Origin of the sequence: Zoogloea sp. (genome assembly GCF_041914405.1) — a bacterium.
GTDB lineage: Bacteria > Pseudomonadota > Gammaproteobacteria > Burkholderiales > Rhodocyclaceae > Zoogloea.
Genome location: NZ_JAYSDK010000060.1, coordinates 1 through 12,651 on the forward strand (window position 1 = coordinate 1; position 12,651 = coordinate 12,651).

The window sequence follows — 12,651 nt, forward strand, 5'->3', positions numbered from 1 at the left end:
CCCGGGGGGGGTCTATTTCCTGCCCCCGGGGCCTGCCTCGGCCCCCCGGGGGGATAATCATCCCCCCCCCACAGGGACATGGGTCGCGCGTGCCCGCTGAAGGGACTGATCGTGGATTCCGCCCGCCAACCCGTTCGCAAGTCGACCGTTGCCGAATCGCCGGCATCGGCGGCGCGGCGCCGTTTCATCAACGGCGTGGCCGCTGCCGCCGGTGGCGGCTGCCTGCTGGCGCTCGGCGCGGGGCTGTATTCGCGTAGCGCGTCGGCGCTGCCAGCCCAGGCCCTGCGGCCGCCGGGGGCGCTGGCGGAAGACGATTTCCTGGCTGCCTGCGTGCGCTGCGGGTTGTGCGTGCGCGACTGTCCGTACCACATCCTCAAGCTGGCCGATCTCGGTGAGCCGGTGCCGACCGGCACGCCGTATTTCACGGCCCGCCAGCTTCCTTGCGAGATGTGCGATGACATCCCGTGCGTGAAGGCCTGCCCGACCGGCGCGCTGGACAGGGAGCTGACCGACATCAACCAGGCCCGCATGGGCCTTGCAGCCCTGGTGGACCACGAGAGCTGTCTGAACTTTCTCGGCCTGCGCTGCGACGTGTGCTACCGGGTATGCCCGGTGATCGACAAGGCGATCACCCTGGAGACCCAGCACAACCCGCGCTCGGACCGCCACGCGATGCTGTTGCCGACGGTGCATTCCGACGCCTGCACCGGCTGTGGCAAGTGCGAGAAATCCTGCGTGCTGCCCGAGCCCGCAATCAAGGTCTTTCCGCGCAAGCTGGCCCAGGGGGCATTGCCGTCCCATTACCGCAAGGGTTGGGAGGAAAAGGCGCGCCATGGCGGCTCGCTGATCGGCGAGCAGGTGGAGTTGCCGGTACGTGGCTTCGAAGGCTCGACGGCCGGGCGCAGCGCCACCGAGACGGTGGTGGCACCCGTGGCGCCGGCGCCTTCCTCCGCGCCGTCTGCGGCACCCGTGCCGTCGCCGAAAGAGGCGTCCGGCGGGCTCCGCCGCGGTCTGGATTCCCACTGGAAGCCCTGATCATGGCAAGCGTGCCCGTGTCTTCGAGCGATTCCTCCGTGCCGCGCAGCCTGTGGCAGCGTCAGCGCTGGCTGGTGCTGCGCCGGTTGAGCCAGGCGCTGGTGCTGCTGGCTTTCCTGTCCGGGCCGTGGTTCGGGCTGTGGATCGCCAAGGGCAACCTGTCCTCGTCGTTGACGCTGGGCGTGCTGCCGCTGACCGATCCCCTGCTGGCGCTGCAGACCCTGCTGACCGGACATCTGCCGTATGTGGCGGCGCTGACCGGCGCGGCCATCGTGCTGGTTTTCTACCTGCTGGTCGGCGGGCGGGTGTTCTGCGGCTGGGTGTGCCCGGTGAACGTGGTGACCGACGCTGCCGCATGGACACGCCGCCGGCTGGGCATCAAGACCGGCCGGGTGCCCGACGCGGCAACGCGCTACTGGCTGCTCGGCGGCATCCTCGTGGCCGCCGCCGTTACCGGCCGGCTGGCCTGGGAATGGGTCAATCCGGTGTCCCTGCTGCACCGTGGGCTGATTTTCGGGATGGGCGGTGGGCTGTTCGTGATCGCCGGCATCTTTGTTTACGACGTACTGGTGGCCAGCCGCGGCTGGTGTGGCCACCTGTGCCCGATGGGCGCTTTTTACGGTCTGCTTGGCCGGACCGCGCTGCTACGGGTTTCTGCGGCGAAGCGCAGCGCCTGCGACGACTGCATGGACTGCTTCGCCGTGTGCCCCGAGCCGCAGGTGATCCGCCCGGCCCTCAAGGCGGTCGGGCAGGCCGGGCCGCTGATTCTTTCGTCCGATTGCACCACCTGCGGGCGCTGCATCGATGTATGTGACAAACAGGTTTTCAAAATGACTCATAGGTTCGACCAAAGGAGCGAGTGATGAACAAGCCGACCTTCAATTCCGCCCGTCTGCGGGCTGCCGCACTGGCCCTGACCCTGTCTGCGGCACTCGCCCAGACCTTCTTCGCTCCCGCCGCGGTGGCCGCCACCGAGGCGCCCGTCAAGCTGCAAACTCTGCGTGGCGCTGAAATCAACGCCAGCGATCCGGAAGGCGACGGCACCCGCTATGGGCGCGACCAGCCGCCGCTGCCGCGTGACTTCGTGCAGCAGCCGCCGCTGATTCCGCACCAGATCAAGGGTTACAACATCACCAAGAACTTCAACAAGTGCCTGGACTGCCATGCCTGGAGCCGCGCCAAGGAAACCGGTGCGACCAAGATCTCGGTGACCCACTTCAAGACCCGTGAGGGCGAAGAGTTGTCCAGCGTGTCGCCGCGCCGGTATTTCTGCAACCAGTGTCACGTACCGCAGAGTGACGCCCGTCCGCTGGTGGGGAATACCTTCAAGCCCGGCACCGGCATGCGCTGAGCGCCAGACTAGGGAGTTGCACAAATGGATACCAACAATAAGGGCTTCATCGGCCGCATCCGCTCAGTGGGTTGGGGTTTTGCCGCCATGCTGTTCATCGGCGGCATCCTGTTCTGGGGTGCCTTCAACACCGCGATGGAATTCACCAACCGGGAAGAGTTCTGCATCTCGTGCCACGAGATGAAGGACAACGTCTACCAGGAGTATCGCAACACCATCCACGCCTCGAACCGCTCGGGCGTGCGCGCAACCTGTCCGGATTGCCACGTGCCGAAGGACTGGACGCACAAGATGATCCGCAAGATCCAGGCGTCCAACGAGGTGTTGCACAAGATCCTCGGTTCCATCGATACGCCGGAGAAGTTCAACGCCAAGCGCCTGGAGTTGGCCAAGCATGAATGGGAGCGGATGAAGAAGACCGATTCCCGCGAATGCCGCAATTGCCACAACTTCGAGGGCTTCGACTACGCCGAGCAGGGGCGCCGTTCGTCGCGCATGCACCAGACCGGCCTCAACGAAGGGAAGACCTGCATCGACTGCCACAAGGGCATTGCCCATACGCTGCCGGCCGTCGAGCAGTCCATCGGCGCGCCGAAGGACGGTGCGACGCCGGAGGAATTCCATCCGCCGCTGAAGCCTGAAGAGGCCAAGCCGGAGGCCGCCGACAAGGCGCCGAAGAGCTAGAACCTTTAGAAGGGGGAGAAGACTCCGGGCTCTCGGGCCCGGACCCTGGGGAGTAGGCGGGCCGCATTTGCGGCCCGTCTGCTTTTGGGGGCTGAAGGTTGGTAGAGAGGAAATTTGCGGGGATCCGTGTAGGGGCGAATTCATTCGCCCTCGGTCGTATGGGCAAGCTCTGCGGGCGAATGAATTCGCCCCCACAGGCGCTCTCGCCGCGGCTTGCTCAGGAGTTCGGTGCCCGTCGCCGGAAACCGTCCATGAAATCCACCAGCTTTTCGACGGCGGCCAGTTGCAGGCCGTTGTAGATAGAGGCGCGGATGCCGCCGATGCTGCGGTGGCCATTCAGGCCCGAGAAGCCGGCGGCACGGGCTTCGGTGAGGAAGGCGGCTTCCAGCTCGGGGGTTGGCAGGCGGAACACCACGTTCATCTTCGAGCGGTCGGTGGGGGCCGCGTGACCGGCATAAAAACCGTGGCTGGCATCCAGCGTGCCGTACAGCAGCGCGGCTTTGGCAGTGTTGCGGCGGTCCATCTCGGCGAGCCCGCCGATGTCCTGCAGCAGCCACCGGGTCACCAGCAGCACGACGTAGATGGCGAACACCGGAGGGGTGTTGAGGATGGAGTGGGCGGCGATCTGCGCCCGGTAGTCGAGGAATGCCGGCAGGTTGTCCGGCGCGTTGGCGAGCAGTTCGTCGCGCAGCACCACTACCGTCACGCCGGCCGGGCCGATGTTCTTCTGCGCGTGGGCGTAGATCATCGCGAAGCGGCTGTAGTCACCGGGCGCCGACAGGAAGTCGGAGGACATGTCGCAGATACGCGGTACATCATCACGCCCGAGCACCCGGTGGAACTGCAGCCCCTCGACGGTCTCGTTGGAGACGTAATGGAGATAGGGCGCCCGCGGGTTGAAGTCGAGCTCGTTGTCGGTCGGCAGCTGCCGGAAGCGACCGGATTCGCCGCTCCACAGCACGCGCACTGGCCCGACCTTGCGTGCCTCGGGTAGCGCCTTGCCGCTCCAGTAGCCGGTGTGCAGGTAGTCGGCGGGCTCCGTGCTGCCAGCCAGCAGGCTCATCGGCAGCATAGAGAACTGCTGGGTCGCACCGCCCTGCAGGAACAGCACGCGGTAGTCCGCCGACAGGCCCAGCAGCGTGCGGATATTGTTCTCCAGTTCGTCCACGACGGCGGCGAACCAGTCGGAGCGGTGGCTGATGCCGAGGATGGACAGGCCGACGCCTGGCACGGCCTGGATGGCTTCCTGCACCTGTTGCAGCACGACGTCTGGCAGTGCGCCGGGGCCGCCGGAGAAGTTGAGCGCGTTCAGCGGGTTGGGGCCTGAAGTGGTCATCGGCGGACGCTCGCAGCGGATTGGACCTGAAGGCGGTAGAGATAGTCCTCGAAAGCCTGTTTCACCTTCAGCATGTGCACCTGCTTGTAGGGGAAGAGCTCTTCCGGGTCCATCGCGTGGACGACCATCGCGTGGTCGATCTCGAAGATCAGCAGTTCGCCGTCGCGGGTCTCGGCACAGTCGATGCAGAGGTAGTCCAGCCCCGAGCGGCGGTGGATCGCATCTAGCGCGGTGGCGTGGCGGGCGGCGAAGCCGGCGAAGCCTTCCATGAACGCCAGTTCTGCGGCGCGCTTGGCGGCGTCCTCGTACATGCCGGCGTTGAGGTAATGAATCATCCAGTGGGATGACACGCCCATGTGACAGGGGAGGGGCTGACCGTCGATCAGCGCTACGCGCAGCTTGCGGAACAGCCCATCGGAGCCGCTGTAGTCGATGAAGTTTGACAGGTAGAAGCTGTTTTCGGGCTCGGCAGCCAGATAGGCGTCGATCTCCGCCGCACTGTCGATGCGCGCCAGGCCGTGGCCGCCGTGGGAGCCGGTCGGGCGCAGGATCACCGGGAAGCGGCCGCCGGGGAAGCTGTCCTCGATGGACCGGCTGCCGTCGGCGAAGGCAGCCAGGGCGGACCGATCCACCGGCCAGGTGGCCGGGATCAGCAGGCCGGGGACGCCTTGCAGCAGTGCGCTGGCGGCCTCGCGTTCCACGTTGGGGATGTGTTGCGGGGCGTTGATGACCGGCTTGGGCCAGTGGGCAAGCAGGGGCACGAGGGCGTCGAGGATGGGTTGGCTGGTGTCGGTGACAGACAGGCCCACGAGAACGGCGTCGTGCTCCGGCAGGTCGGCGGGCAGCGGCTCGGCGGCGCTGATGTATTGGTAGATCAGCTCCACGTCGCTGTCTTCGAGCAGACAGTCGATCGGCGTGTTCTCGGCCAGGTCGCCGGCATTCAGCAGCACCAGCAGGCGGCTGCGGGCCGGCTGCCGCCGCGCCGGCAGGGTGTAGCGGCGTTGCATCTGGAGAGCCTGGCTCTGGATGGTCAGGCCGAGGTCCCGCTCGCCCAGGGTGAAGAACGCTGTGGCCAGGTTCATCCACAGGTTCGGGTTGTCCTGGTCCTGCCGGGCCTGCTCCAGCAGCACCTGGGCCACCTGGCGCAGGTCGCCGCCGGCGATGCTGAGGCGCAGGAATGGGGCGAGGCCGATGAAGTCGTGTTCGGGGTGGAGCGTCATGGCGGGGCGCAGGGCGTGGGGATCGTTCGGACGGTCGCGATTATCGGGCCTTGCCGCTGGGCTGACTACCGTCGTGTTTCACGGGGGCGCCGGGGGCCGCCGCCGGCCCTCCCATCCGGCATTCATCAGGGGCTGGCTGGGGGACAACTGCATATCCTTCTGGCGTGCATGATGGTGCGGGGCGGAGCACCATCCGGCGCGCTTGACCCGAGTCAAGGACGTTACCCCCCGCGATCCGGAACATCCGGGCCAAGCTGCGCCGTGCAGCGAAGCCATCCAGGGAGGTTCCATGAGCGGGACATTCACAAAATCCATGGCGCGTAACATCTTTTACGGGGGCACCGTGTTTTTTGCGCTCCTGTTCCTCGCGCTGACCTTCGATTCGATGCAGACCATCCCCAAGCGGGACAACCACGCCAACCTGACGCCGGCTGTCGTCGCGGGCAAGAAGGTGTGGGAGACCAACAACTGCATCGGCTGCCACACCCTGATGGGTGAGGGCGCCTACTTTGCACCGGAGCTGGGCAACGTTTACAAGCGTCGCGGCCCCGAGTTCATCAAGGCGTGGATCCAGTCCCAGCCCACCGGCGCACCGGGCCGTCGCCAGATGCCCAATTTCCACCTGACGGAACAGCAGCTGAATGACCTCGTTGAATTCCTGAAGTATTCGTCGGAAATCAACACCGCCAACTGGCCGCCCAACATCGAAGGCTGATCGCCGATCTGAAAGGAGCCATCACCATGCAATATTCCTCCCAGTCGGTCGCGAAGCCCTACTTCATCGCGGCCATCGGGTTGTTCCTCGGTCAGGTGCTGTTCGGCCTGATCATGGGCCTGCAGTACGTCATCGGGGACTTCCTGTTCCCCGCCATCCCGTTCAACGTGGCCCGCATGGTCCACACCAACCTGCTGATCGTCTGGCTGCTGTTCGGCTTCATGGGCGCGGCTTATTACATGATCCCGGAGGAAACCGAGACCGAGCTCTATTCGCCGAAGCTGGCGATCGCGATGTTCTGGGTCTTCCTCGTCGCCGGTGCGGCCACCATCCTTGGCTACCTGCTGGTGCCCTACGCCACGCTGGCTCACCTGACCGGTAACGACATCCTCGAGACGATGGGGCGGGAGTTCCTTGAACAGCCGCTGATCACCAAGGTCGGCATCGTGGTCGTCGCGCTGGTGTTCCTGTTCAACCTCACCATGACCATGCTGAAGGGCCGCAAGACCTCGATCAGCCTGGTGCTGATGATGGGTCTGTGGGGCCTGGCGGTGTTCTTCCTGTTCTCCTTCTACAACCCGTCCAACCTGGTGCTCGACAAGTACTTCTGGTGGTGGGTCGTGCACCTGTGGGTCGAAGGCGTCTGGGAACTGATCCTCGGCTCCCTGCTGGCCTTCGTGCTGATCAAGGTGACCGGCGTCGACCGCGAAGTGATCGAGAAGTGGCTGTACGTGATCATCACCCTGACCCTGGTCACCGGCATCATCGGTACCGGCCACCACTACTTCTGGATCGGTACGCCGGAATACTGGCAGTGGTGGGGTTCCGTGTTCTCCGCGCTGGAGCCGATTCCGTTCTTCGCGATGACCGTGTTCGCCTTCAACATGGTGAACCGCCGCCGCCGCGAGCACCCGAACAAGGCCGCCACCCTGTGGGCCCTGGGTACTGGCGTGATGTCCTTCCTCGGCGCCGGCGTGTGGGGCTTCCTGCACACCCTGGCTCCGGTGAACTACTACACCCACGGCACGCAGATCACCGCCGCCCACGGTCACATGGCCTTCTACGGCGCCTATGCGATGGTCGTTCTCACCATCATCAGCTACGCGATGCCGATCCTGCGTGGTCGCGCCGCCAACAGCGAGCGTTCCCAGGTGCTGGAGATGTGGGCCTTCTGGCTGATGACCGTGGCGATGGTGTTCATCACCCTGTTCCTCACCGCGGCGGGCATCCTGCAGGTGTGGCTGCAGCGTTACAGCAGCACCCCGATCCCGTTCATGGCGGCCCAGGACCAGATCTCGATCTTCTACTGGCTGCGTGAAGGCACCGGCGTGATGTTCCTGATCGGTCTGCTGCTTTACATCGTCAGCTTCTTCGTGGGTGGTAACGAGAAGGCCAAGGCAGCCTGATCGTTCCTTCCTCCGCAGTCGCGAAGCAAAGCCCGGCCCTGGCCGGGCTTTGTGCTTTTTGGGGCCAGCCGCCAAGGTATCCCGTGGGGGCGCCGCAAGCGGAGGTGGGCAGGGCGATGCCAGTGGTCTGCACCGGGCTGGTGCTTCATGTCGGATGGATGATCCATCGGGGGGCGCGAGGGGCGCGGAAACACGGGCTTTCCAGCCGAATCGGTCGGCACGGGATTTGCTGCATGTGCACATGCGTCACCTGCGCCCTTGGTGGACAGGTGGCGCCGGCATCCGGCTACGTCACGCCTGATCAACTGATATTTCAACGGAACCGGAAAGGAGAGCCGCGATGGAATCCGATACCGTCATCTACGGCCTGCTCGGCCGCATCCACCTGCTGATGCGCCGGGTGAACAATCGCATCACCGACGTGGAGTACATGCGGGTGAACAAGGACTACGCGCGGGAGATCGTGCGTCTGGCCGTGGACACCGGCCATGCCGAGCTGACCGAGCTGGCCACCCGCCTGCGGGCCGCGATGGAGCTGGAGGCGCCGCCCGCTGAAGGCCACGTCACCAACGACCGGATGGCCCGCGGGCTGCTTGATCGTCTGCGGGCGTCCCGGCCCAACGCCACTCACCCGACCGAGCGTTACGTCGGCTCCCTGCGCTGAGGTGGCGGGATGACGCGGGTACATTCGTCCGCGCCTAGTGCCTCGATCCATTCCAGCTGGCGCTCGAGCACCTCTACCGTCGCCTCCGACGGGTCGTTGCGGCGGTCCAGCAGGCGGCGGCGCAGTTCGTCCAGCGGGGCCCCGCAGGCGAGGATCGCGAAGTCGGCGCCGTGCTGCTGCGCTAGCGCGGCGAAGCTGTCGCGCTCGCTGCGCTTGAGAAATGCCGCATCGACGATCACCGACCAGCCGGCGTCGAGCATCTGGCCTGCCAGTTCGGTAAGGCGCGCATAGGTGCGGCGGGTTGCTTCCGGCGTGTAGATGCCGCCGGCCACGCAGGAGCGGCTGCTGGCTAGCGGGGCCAGGCCGAACAGGCGCTTGCGCTCCACGTCGGAACGCAGGCGCAGCGTGGCGGCGCCAGGGTCGGCGCGCAGCAACTCGGCACTGAGACTGCTCTTGCCGGAGCCGGACAGGCCGTGGGTGATCACCAGCTGCGGGCGCGGCGGCATGGTCAGGCGTTCTGCCTGGGCCAGATAGTCGTTGGTGGTGTCCGGCTGGCCGGCGAAGGCGGCGACTTTGGCGCGCACCATCGCCTTGTACACGGCGTAGAAGCGCAGCACAGGCACTGCATCGAAATCACCGGACTCGATCAGCCACTCATTCAGCAGCCAGGCGGCCAGGCCGGGCCGCTGGTGGTCGAGCAGGTCCACGTAGGTGAAGGCCAGCTCGGAGGCTACGTCGATCCAACGGAAGTCGTCGTTGAACTCGATGCAGTCGAAAGGGACCACGTCGCCGTGCAGCAGCACCATGTTGCCCAGATGCAGATCGCCGTGGCATTCGCGAACGTGGCCAGCCGCCTTGCGGGCCGCGAGTCGCGGCGCGATGCGCGCGAACTCGGTTTCGGTCCACGCTTCCAGCCGGTCAAGGCATGTGGTGGCATCTGGCCGCAAGCTGCGGATTGCGGTGAAGTTGTCGATGGCCGGCGCGCGGATCTGCTCTGGTTCGCCAAAGCGGCTGCCGGTGGGGGCCGTTGCCGCTGCACGGTGGAAGGCATGCACGACACGGGCAAGGGCCGACAGGTGCTCGGGCGTCAGCGCCCCGCGGGCGCAAACGTGGTCGAGGCGCTGGCTCTCCGCGAAGCGGCGCATCTTCACCGCCCATTCCCCGCTGTCGCCGATCGCCTCCAGGCCCAGGTAGAGTTCGGGTGCGAAACGCCGGTTGAGACGCAATTCTTCCTGGCAGAAGAACTGCCGGCGGGTTGCAGAACCGTAGTCGAGGAAGGGGAGGGTGATCGGCTTCTTCAGCTTCCAGGCGAAACCGTCGGCCAGCAGCAGCCAGGAAATATGGGTTTCGATGACTTCGGCACCAAGTTGTGCGCGGAAGGCCTCGAGCCAGGGTGGGAGTGGTGAGGACATGACAGGATTATCCCCCGCCCGTGCTATCGTCGCGACCCTCGCCGGAGTTGCCGCCATGACTGCGTTTGCCGATCCCTTCACCCATCGCTCCACCAACCTCGCCGAGGCCGAGGCACAGATCGCGGCGATCCGCGGCCTGCTGGACGCGGCCGGACTGGCGCACCGCAATCCACCGCCGGCGCCGACCGCCTGCTGCGGGCGTGGTTGCAACGGCTGCGTGTGGGAGGGCTTTTACGCCGCCCTCGGCTGGTGGCGGGATGACGCCCGAGAATTGCTTGCCGCTGTCGGCGCCTGAACGCTGCCCGATCTTGGCAGATGGACTGAAAACCCCGTAAAATCCGGCTCTTGCCGAGGAGCGTTGCGACCTGCGAAACACGTGGGCCAGGCTCGGCAATCATCAACGGCGCTCGCAAACCTTCCAGCCGGGTTTGCCGCGCCGTTCGCTTTTGCGTCGCTGCAGCGCATTTCTCCCGGCTGACAAATCCGTACCGAGGTAGATCCATGCAAGCCGACCGCACCGCCGAACTCCAGTCCGCCCTGACCCACCGCATCCTGATCCTCGACGGGGCGATGGGCACGATGATCCAGCAGCACAAGCTCGGTGAGGCCGACTACCGCGGCCAGCGCTTCGCCGATCATCCCAAGGACCTGAAGGGCAACAACGACCTGCTGGTGCTGACCCGCCCGGATGTAGTGGGCGGCATCCATCGGGCCTACCTGGACGCCGGTGCGGACATCATCGAGACCTGCACCTTCAACGCGACCCGCGTCTCCCAGGCCGAATACGGCCTCGCCGACGTGGCCTACGAGCTGAACGTGGAGGGCGCCCGCCTGGTGCGTCAGCTGTGCGACGAATTCACCGCGGCCAACCCGGCCAAGCCGCGTTTCTGCGCCGGCGTGCTCGGCCCCACGTCGCGCACCCTGTCGATCTCGCCGGATGTGAACGATCCGGGTTTCCGCAACATCAGCTTCGATGCGCTGGTCGATGACTACTATGACTCGGCCAAAGGTCTGCTGGAGGGCGGTGCCGACATCCTGCTGATCGAGACGATCTTCGATACGCTGAACGCCAAGGCGGCCGTCTTCGCCGTCGAGAAGCTGTTCGCCGACATCAAGCAGCGCGTGCCGGTGATGATCTCCGGCACCATCACCGACGCCTCCGGCCGCACCCTGTCTGGCCAGACCGCCGAGGCCTTCTGGAACTCCCTCAGCCACGCGCAGCCGATCAGCTTCGGCCTGAACTGTGCGCTGGGTGCCAAGGAGCTGCGCCAGTACGTGGAGGAGCTCTCCAACGTCTGCGACACCTTCGTGTCCGCCCACCCCAACGCTGGCCTGCCCAATCCGCTGTCGCCCACCGGCTACGACGAGACGCCTGAGCAGCTGGCCACCGAGATCGTCGAATGGGCGCGCTCCGGCCTGGTGAACATCGTCGGCGGCTGCTGCGGCACCTCGCCGGCGCACATCAAGGCGATTGCCGAGGCGGTGGCGTTGGTCACCCCGCGCAGCATCCCGCACATCGAGAAGAAGCTGCGCCTGTCCGGCCTGGAGCCCTTCAACGTCGGTCCGGAATCGCTGTTCGTGAACGTCGGCGAGCGCACCAACGTCACCGGTTCGCGCGCCTTCGCTCGCATGATCCTCGAAGGCCGTTTCGACGACGCGCTGGCGGTGGCCCGCCAGCAGGTGGAAAACGGCGCCCAGGTCATCGACATCAACATGGACGAGGCGATGCTCGATTCGCTGGCCGCGATGGATAAGTTCCTCAAGCTGATCGCCTCCGAGCCGGACATCTCCCGCGTGCCGATCATGCTCGACTCCTCCAAGTGGAGCGTCATCGAGGCCGGCCTCAAGTGCATCCAGGGCAAGGGCGTCGTCAACTCCATCTCCATGAAGGAGGGCGAGGCCGAGTTCCTGCGCCAGGCGCGCCTATGCCGCCAGTACGGCGCGGCGGTGATCGTGATGGCCTTCGACGAGAAGGGCCAGGCCGACACCTTCGCCCGCAAGACCGAGATCTGCGCCAAGGCTTACGAGCTGCTGACCGGCATTGGTTTCCCGCCGGAAGACATCATCTTCGACCCGAACATCTTCGCGATTGCCACCGGCATCGAGGAGCACGACAACTACGCGGTGGACTTCATCCAGGCCGTCGCGTGGATCCGCGAGAATCTGCCCTACGCCAAGATCAGCGGCGGAGTGTCCAACGTGAGCTTCAGCTTCCGCGGCAACGACCCGGTGCGCGAGGCGATCCACACGGTGTTCCTGTACCACGCCATCAAGGCTGGCATGAGCATGGGCATCGTCAATGCCGGCATGCTCGGCGTCTACGACGACCTGGAGCCGGAGCTGCGCGCCAAGGTCGAGGACGTGGTGCTCAACCGCCACCCGGGTGCCGGCGAGGCGCTGGTGGAGTTCGCGCAGACCGTCAAGGAAGGCAAGGCCAAGGATTCCGGCCCCGATCTGTCCTGGCGCGAGCAACCCGTCGAGGCCCGCCTGTCCCACGCGCTGGTGAAAGGCATTACCGACTTCGTCGTCGCCGACACCGAGGAAGTGCGAGCCAAGTTGGCCGCCGAAGGCAAGCCGCCCCTCGCGGTGATCGAAGGCCCGCTGATGGCCGGCATGAACGTGGTTGGCGACCTGTTCGGCGCTGGCAAGATGTTCCTGCCCCAGGTGGTCAAGTCGGCCCGCGTGATGAAGCAGGCCGTGGCCCACCTGATTCCCTTCATCGAAGAGGAAAAGGCCCGCACCGGCGCCACCAGCAAGGGCAAGATCGTCATCGCCACCGTGAAGGGCGATGTGCACGACATCGGCAAGAACATCGTCGGCGTGGTGCT

The 12,651-nt window shown here is 65.8% G+C and carries 12 protein-coding genes and 1 riboswitch; of the genes, 9 read left to right on the plus strand and 3 right to left on the minus strand.

The annotated features are described in order from the left end of the window. Positions 1-108: 108 nt before the first annotated feature. Genes napG through ACE3RX_RS22380 form a run of 4 tightly spaced genes read left to right on the plus strand, consistent with a single transcriptional unit; the run spans position 109 to position 3,070 of the window. Positions 109-1,035: a ferredoxin-type protein NapG gene (gene napG / locus ACE3RX_RS22365; protein WP_374487189.1), complete on the plus strand. Its 927-nt coding sequence runs from the start codon at positions 109-111 to the stop codon at positions 1,033-1,035. 2 nt (positions 1,036-1,037) lie between these two features. Then, positions 1,038-1,898, plus strand: coding sequence for a quinol dehydrogenase ferredoxin subunit NapH (gene napH, locus ACE3RX_RS22370; protein WP_374487180.1), 861 nt, complete (start codon positions 1,038-1,040; stop codon positions 1,896-1,898). After that, entirely contained in the window at positions 1,898-2,386 is a 489-nt protein-coding gene (locus tag ACE3RX_RS22375; protein WP_374487181.1) for a nitrate reductase cytochrome c-type subunit, read from the plus strand. Before napH ends, ACE3RX_RS22375 begins: the two co-directional genes overlap by 1 nt. Positions 2,387-2,410: 24 nt before the next feature. Next, positions 2,411-3,070: a NapC/NirT family cytochrome c gene (locus tag ACE3RX_RS22380; protein WP_374487182.1), complete on the plus strand. Its 660-nt coding sequence runs from the start codon at positions 2,411-2,413 to the stop codon at positions 3,068-3,070. 217 nt (positions 3,071-3,287) lie between these two features. Here ACE3RX_RS22380 and ACE3RX_RS22385 read toward each other — a convergent pair whose 3' ends face one another. Together ACE3RX_RS22385 and ACE3RX_RS22390 are read right to left on the minus strand one after the other, a co-directional pair. Continuing rightward, positions 3,288-4,406, minus strand: coding sequence for a phosphoserine transaminase (locus tag ACE3RX_RS22385; protein WP_374487183.1), 1,119 nt, complete (start codon positions 4,404-4,406; stop codon positions 3,288-3,290). Next, on the minus strand, positions 4,403-5,626 hold the full coding sequence (locus ACE3RX_RS22390; RefSeq protein ID WP_374487184.1) for a RimK family alpha-L-glutamate ligase: 1,224 nt from the start codon (positions 5,624-5,626) through the stop codon (positions 4,403-4,405). The genes ACE3RX_RS22385 and ACE3RX_RS22390 overlap by 4 nt, the downstream gene beginning before the upstream one ends. A gap of 289 nt (positions 5,627-5,915) precedes the next feature. On the opposite strand from ACE3RX_RS22390, the gene ACE3RX_RS22395 reads away from it, so the two are divergent. The 3 genes from ACE3RX_RS22395 to ACE3RX_RS22405 all read left to right on the plus strand — a co-directional run bounded on the left by ACE3RX_RS22395 (position 5,916) and on the right by ACE3RX_RS22405 (position 8,411). Continuing rightward, on the plus strand, positions 5,916-6,341 hold the full coding sequence (locus tag ACE3RX_RS22395; protein WP_079435458.1) for a cytochrome c: 426 nt from the start codon (positions 5,916-5,918) through the stop codon (positions 6,339-6,341). Positions 6,342-6,367: 26 nt separating this feature from the next. Continuing rightward, the gene (locus tag ACE3RX_RS22400) at positions 6,368-7,747 is read left to right on the plus strand and encodes a cbb3-type cytochrome c oxidase subunit I (protein ID WP_079435457.1); all 1,380 of its coding nucleotides are present in this window, start codon (positions 6,368-6,370) and stop codon (positions 7,745-7,747) included. A 340-nt stretch (positions 7,748-8,087) separates the two neighbouring features. Beyond that, on the plus strand, positions 8,088-8,411 hold the full coding sequence (locus tag ACE3RX_RS22405) for a hypothetical protein (protein WP_374487185.1): 324 nt from the start codon (positions 8,088-8,090) through the stop codon (positions 8,409-8,411). Here ACE3RX_RS22405 and ACE3RX_RS22410 read toward each other — a convergent pair. After that, positions 8,390-9,823: an AAA family ATPase gene (locus ACE3RX_RS22410; protein ID WP_374487186.1), complete on the minus strand. Its 1,434-nt coding sequence runs from the start codon at positions 9,821-9,823 to the stop codon at positions 8,390-8,392. The genes ACE3RX_RS22405 and ACE3RX_RS22410 overlap by 22 nt on opposite strands. Between ACE3RX_RS22410 and ACE3RX_RS22415 the strand changes: the two genes are divergently transcribed. Both ACE3RX_RS22415 and metH read left to right on the plus strand, forming a co-directional pair. After that, complete coding sequence (locus tag ACE3RX_RS22415) at positions 9,822-10,118, plus strand: oxidoreductase-like domain-containing protein (protein ID WP_374487187.1); 297 nt, start codon at positions 9,822-9,824, stop codon at positions 10,116-10,118. The genes ACE3RX_RS22410 and ACE3RX_RS22415 overlap by 2 nt on opposite strands. Positions 10,119-10,167: 49 nt before the next feature. Beyond that, positions 10,168-10,239: riboswitch (S-adenosyl-L-homocysteine riboswitch) on the plus strand. Positions 10,240-10,324: 85 nt separating this feature from the next. Next, positions 10,325-12,651, plus strand: a 2,327-nt coding sequence (gene metH, locus ACE3RX_RS22420; protein ID WP_374487188.1) for a methionine synthase, incomplete at its 3' end; no start/stop codon positions are given.

Excerpts from the sequence above, each read along its gene's own strand:
- napH (WP_374487180.1), top strand. The coding sequence starts at position 1,038 with ATGGCAAGCGTGCCCGTGTCTTCGAGCGATTCCTCCGTGCCGCGCAGC.
- ACE3RX_RS22385 (WP_374487183.1), bottom strand. The coding sequence starts at position 4,406 with ATGACCACTTCAGGCCCCAACCCGCTGAACGCGCTCAACTTCTCCGGC.
- ACE3RX_RS22395 (WP_079435458.1), top strand. The coding sequence starts at position 5,916 with ATGAGCGGGACATTCACAAAATCCATGGCGCGTAACATCTTTTACGGG.
- ACE3RX_RS22400 (WP_079435457.1), top strand. The coding sequence starts at position 6,368 with ATGCAATATTCCTCCCAGTCGGTCGCGAAGCCCTACTTCATCGCGGCC.
- ACE3RX_RS22375 (WP_374487181.1), top strand. The coding sequence starts at position 1,898 with ATGAACAAGCCGACCTTCAATTCCGCCCGTCTGCGGGCTGCCGCACTG.
- ACE3RX_RS22405 (WP_374487185.1), top strand. The coding sequence starts at position 8,088 with ATGGAATCCGATACCGTCATCTACGGCCTGCTCGGCCGCATCCACCTG.
- ACE3RX_RS22415 (WP_374487187.1), top strand. The coding sequence starts at position 9,822 with ATGACAGGATTATCCCCCGCCCGTGCTATCGTCGCGACCCTCGCCGGA.
- ACE3RX_RS22410 (WP_374487186.1), bottom strand. The coding sequence starts at position 9,823 with ATGTCCTCACCACTCCCACCCTGGCTCGAGGCCTTCCGCGCACAACTT.
- ACE3RX_RS22380 (WP_374487182.1), top strand. The coding sequence starts at position 2,411 with ATGGATACCAACAATAAGGGCTTCATCGGCCGCATCCGCTCAGTGGGT.
- ACE3RX_RS22390 (WP_374487184.1), bottom strand. The coding sequence starts at position 5,626 with ATGACGCTCCACCCCGAACACGACTTCATCGGCCTCGCCCCATTCCTG.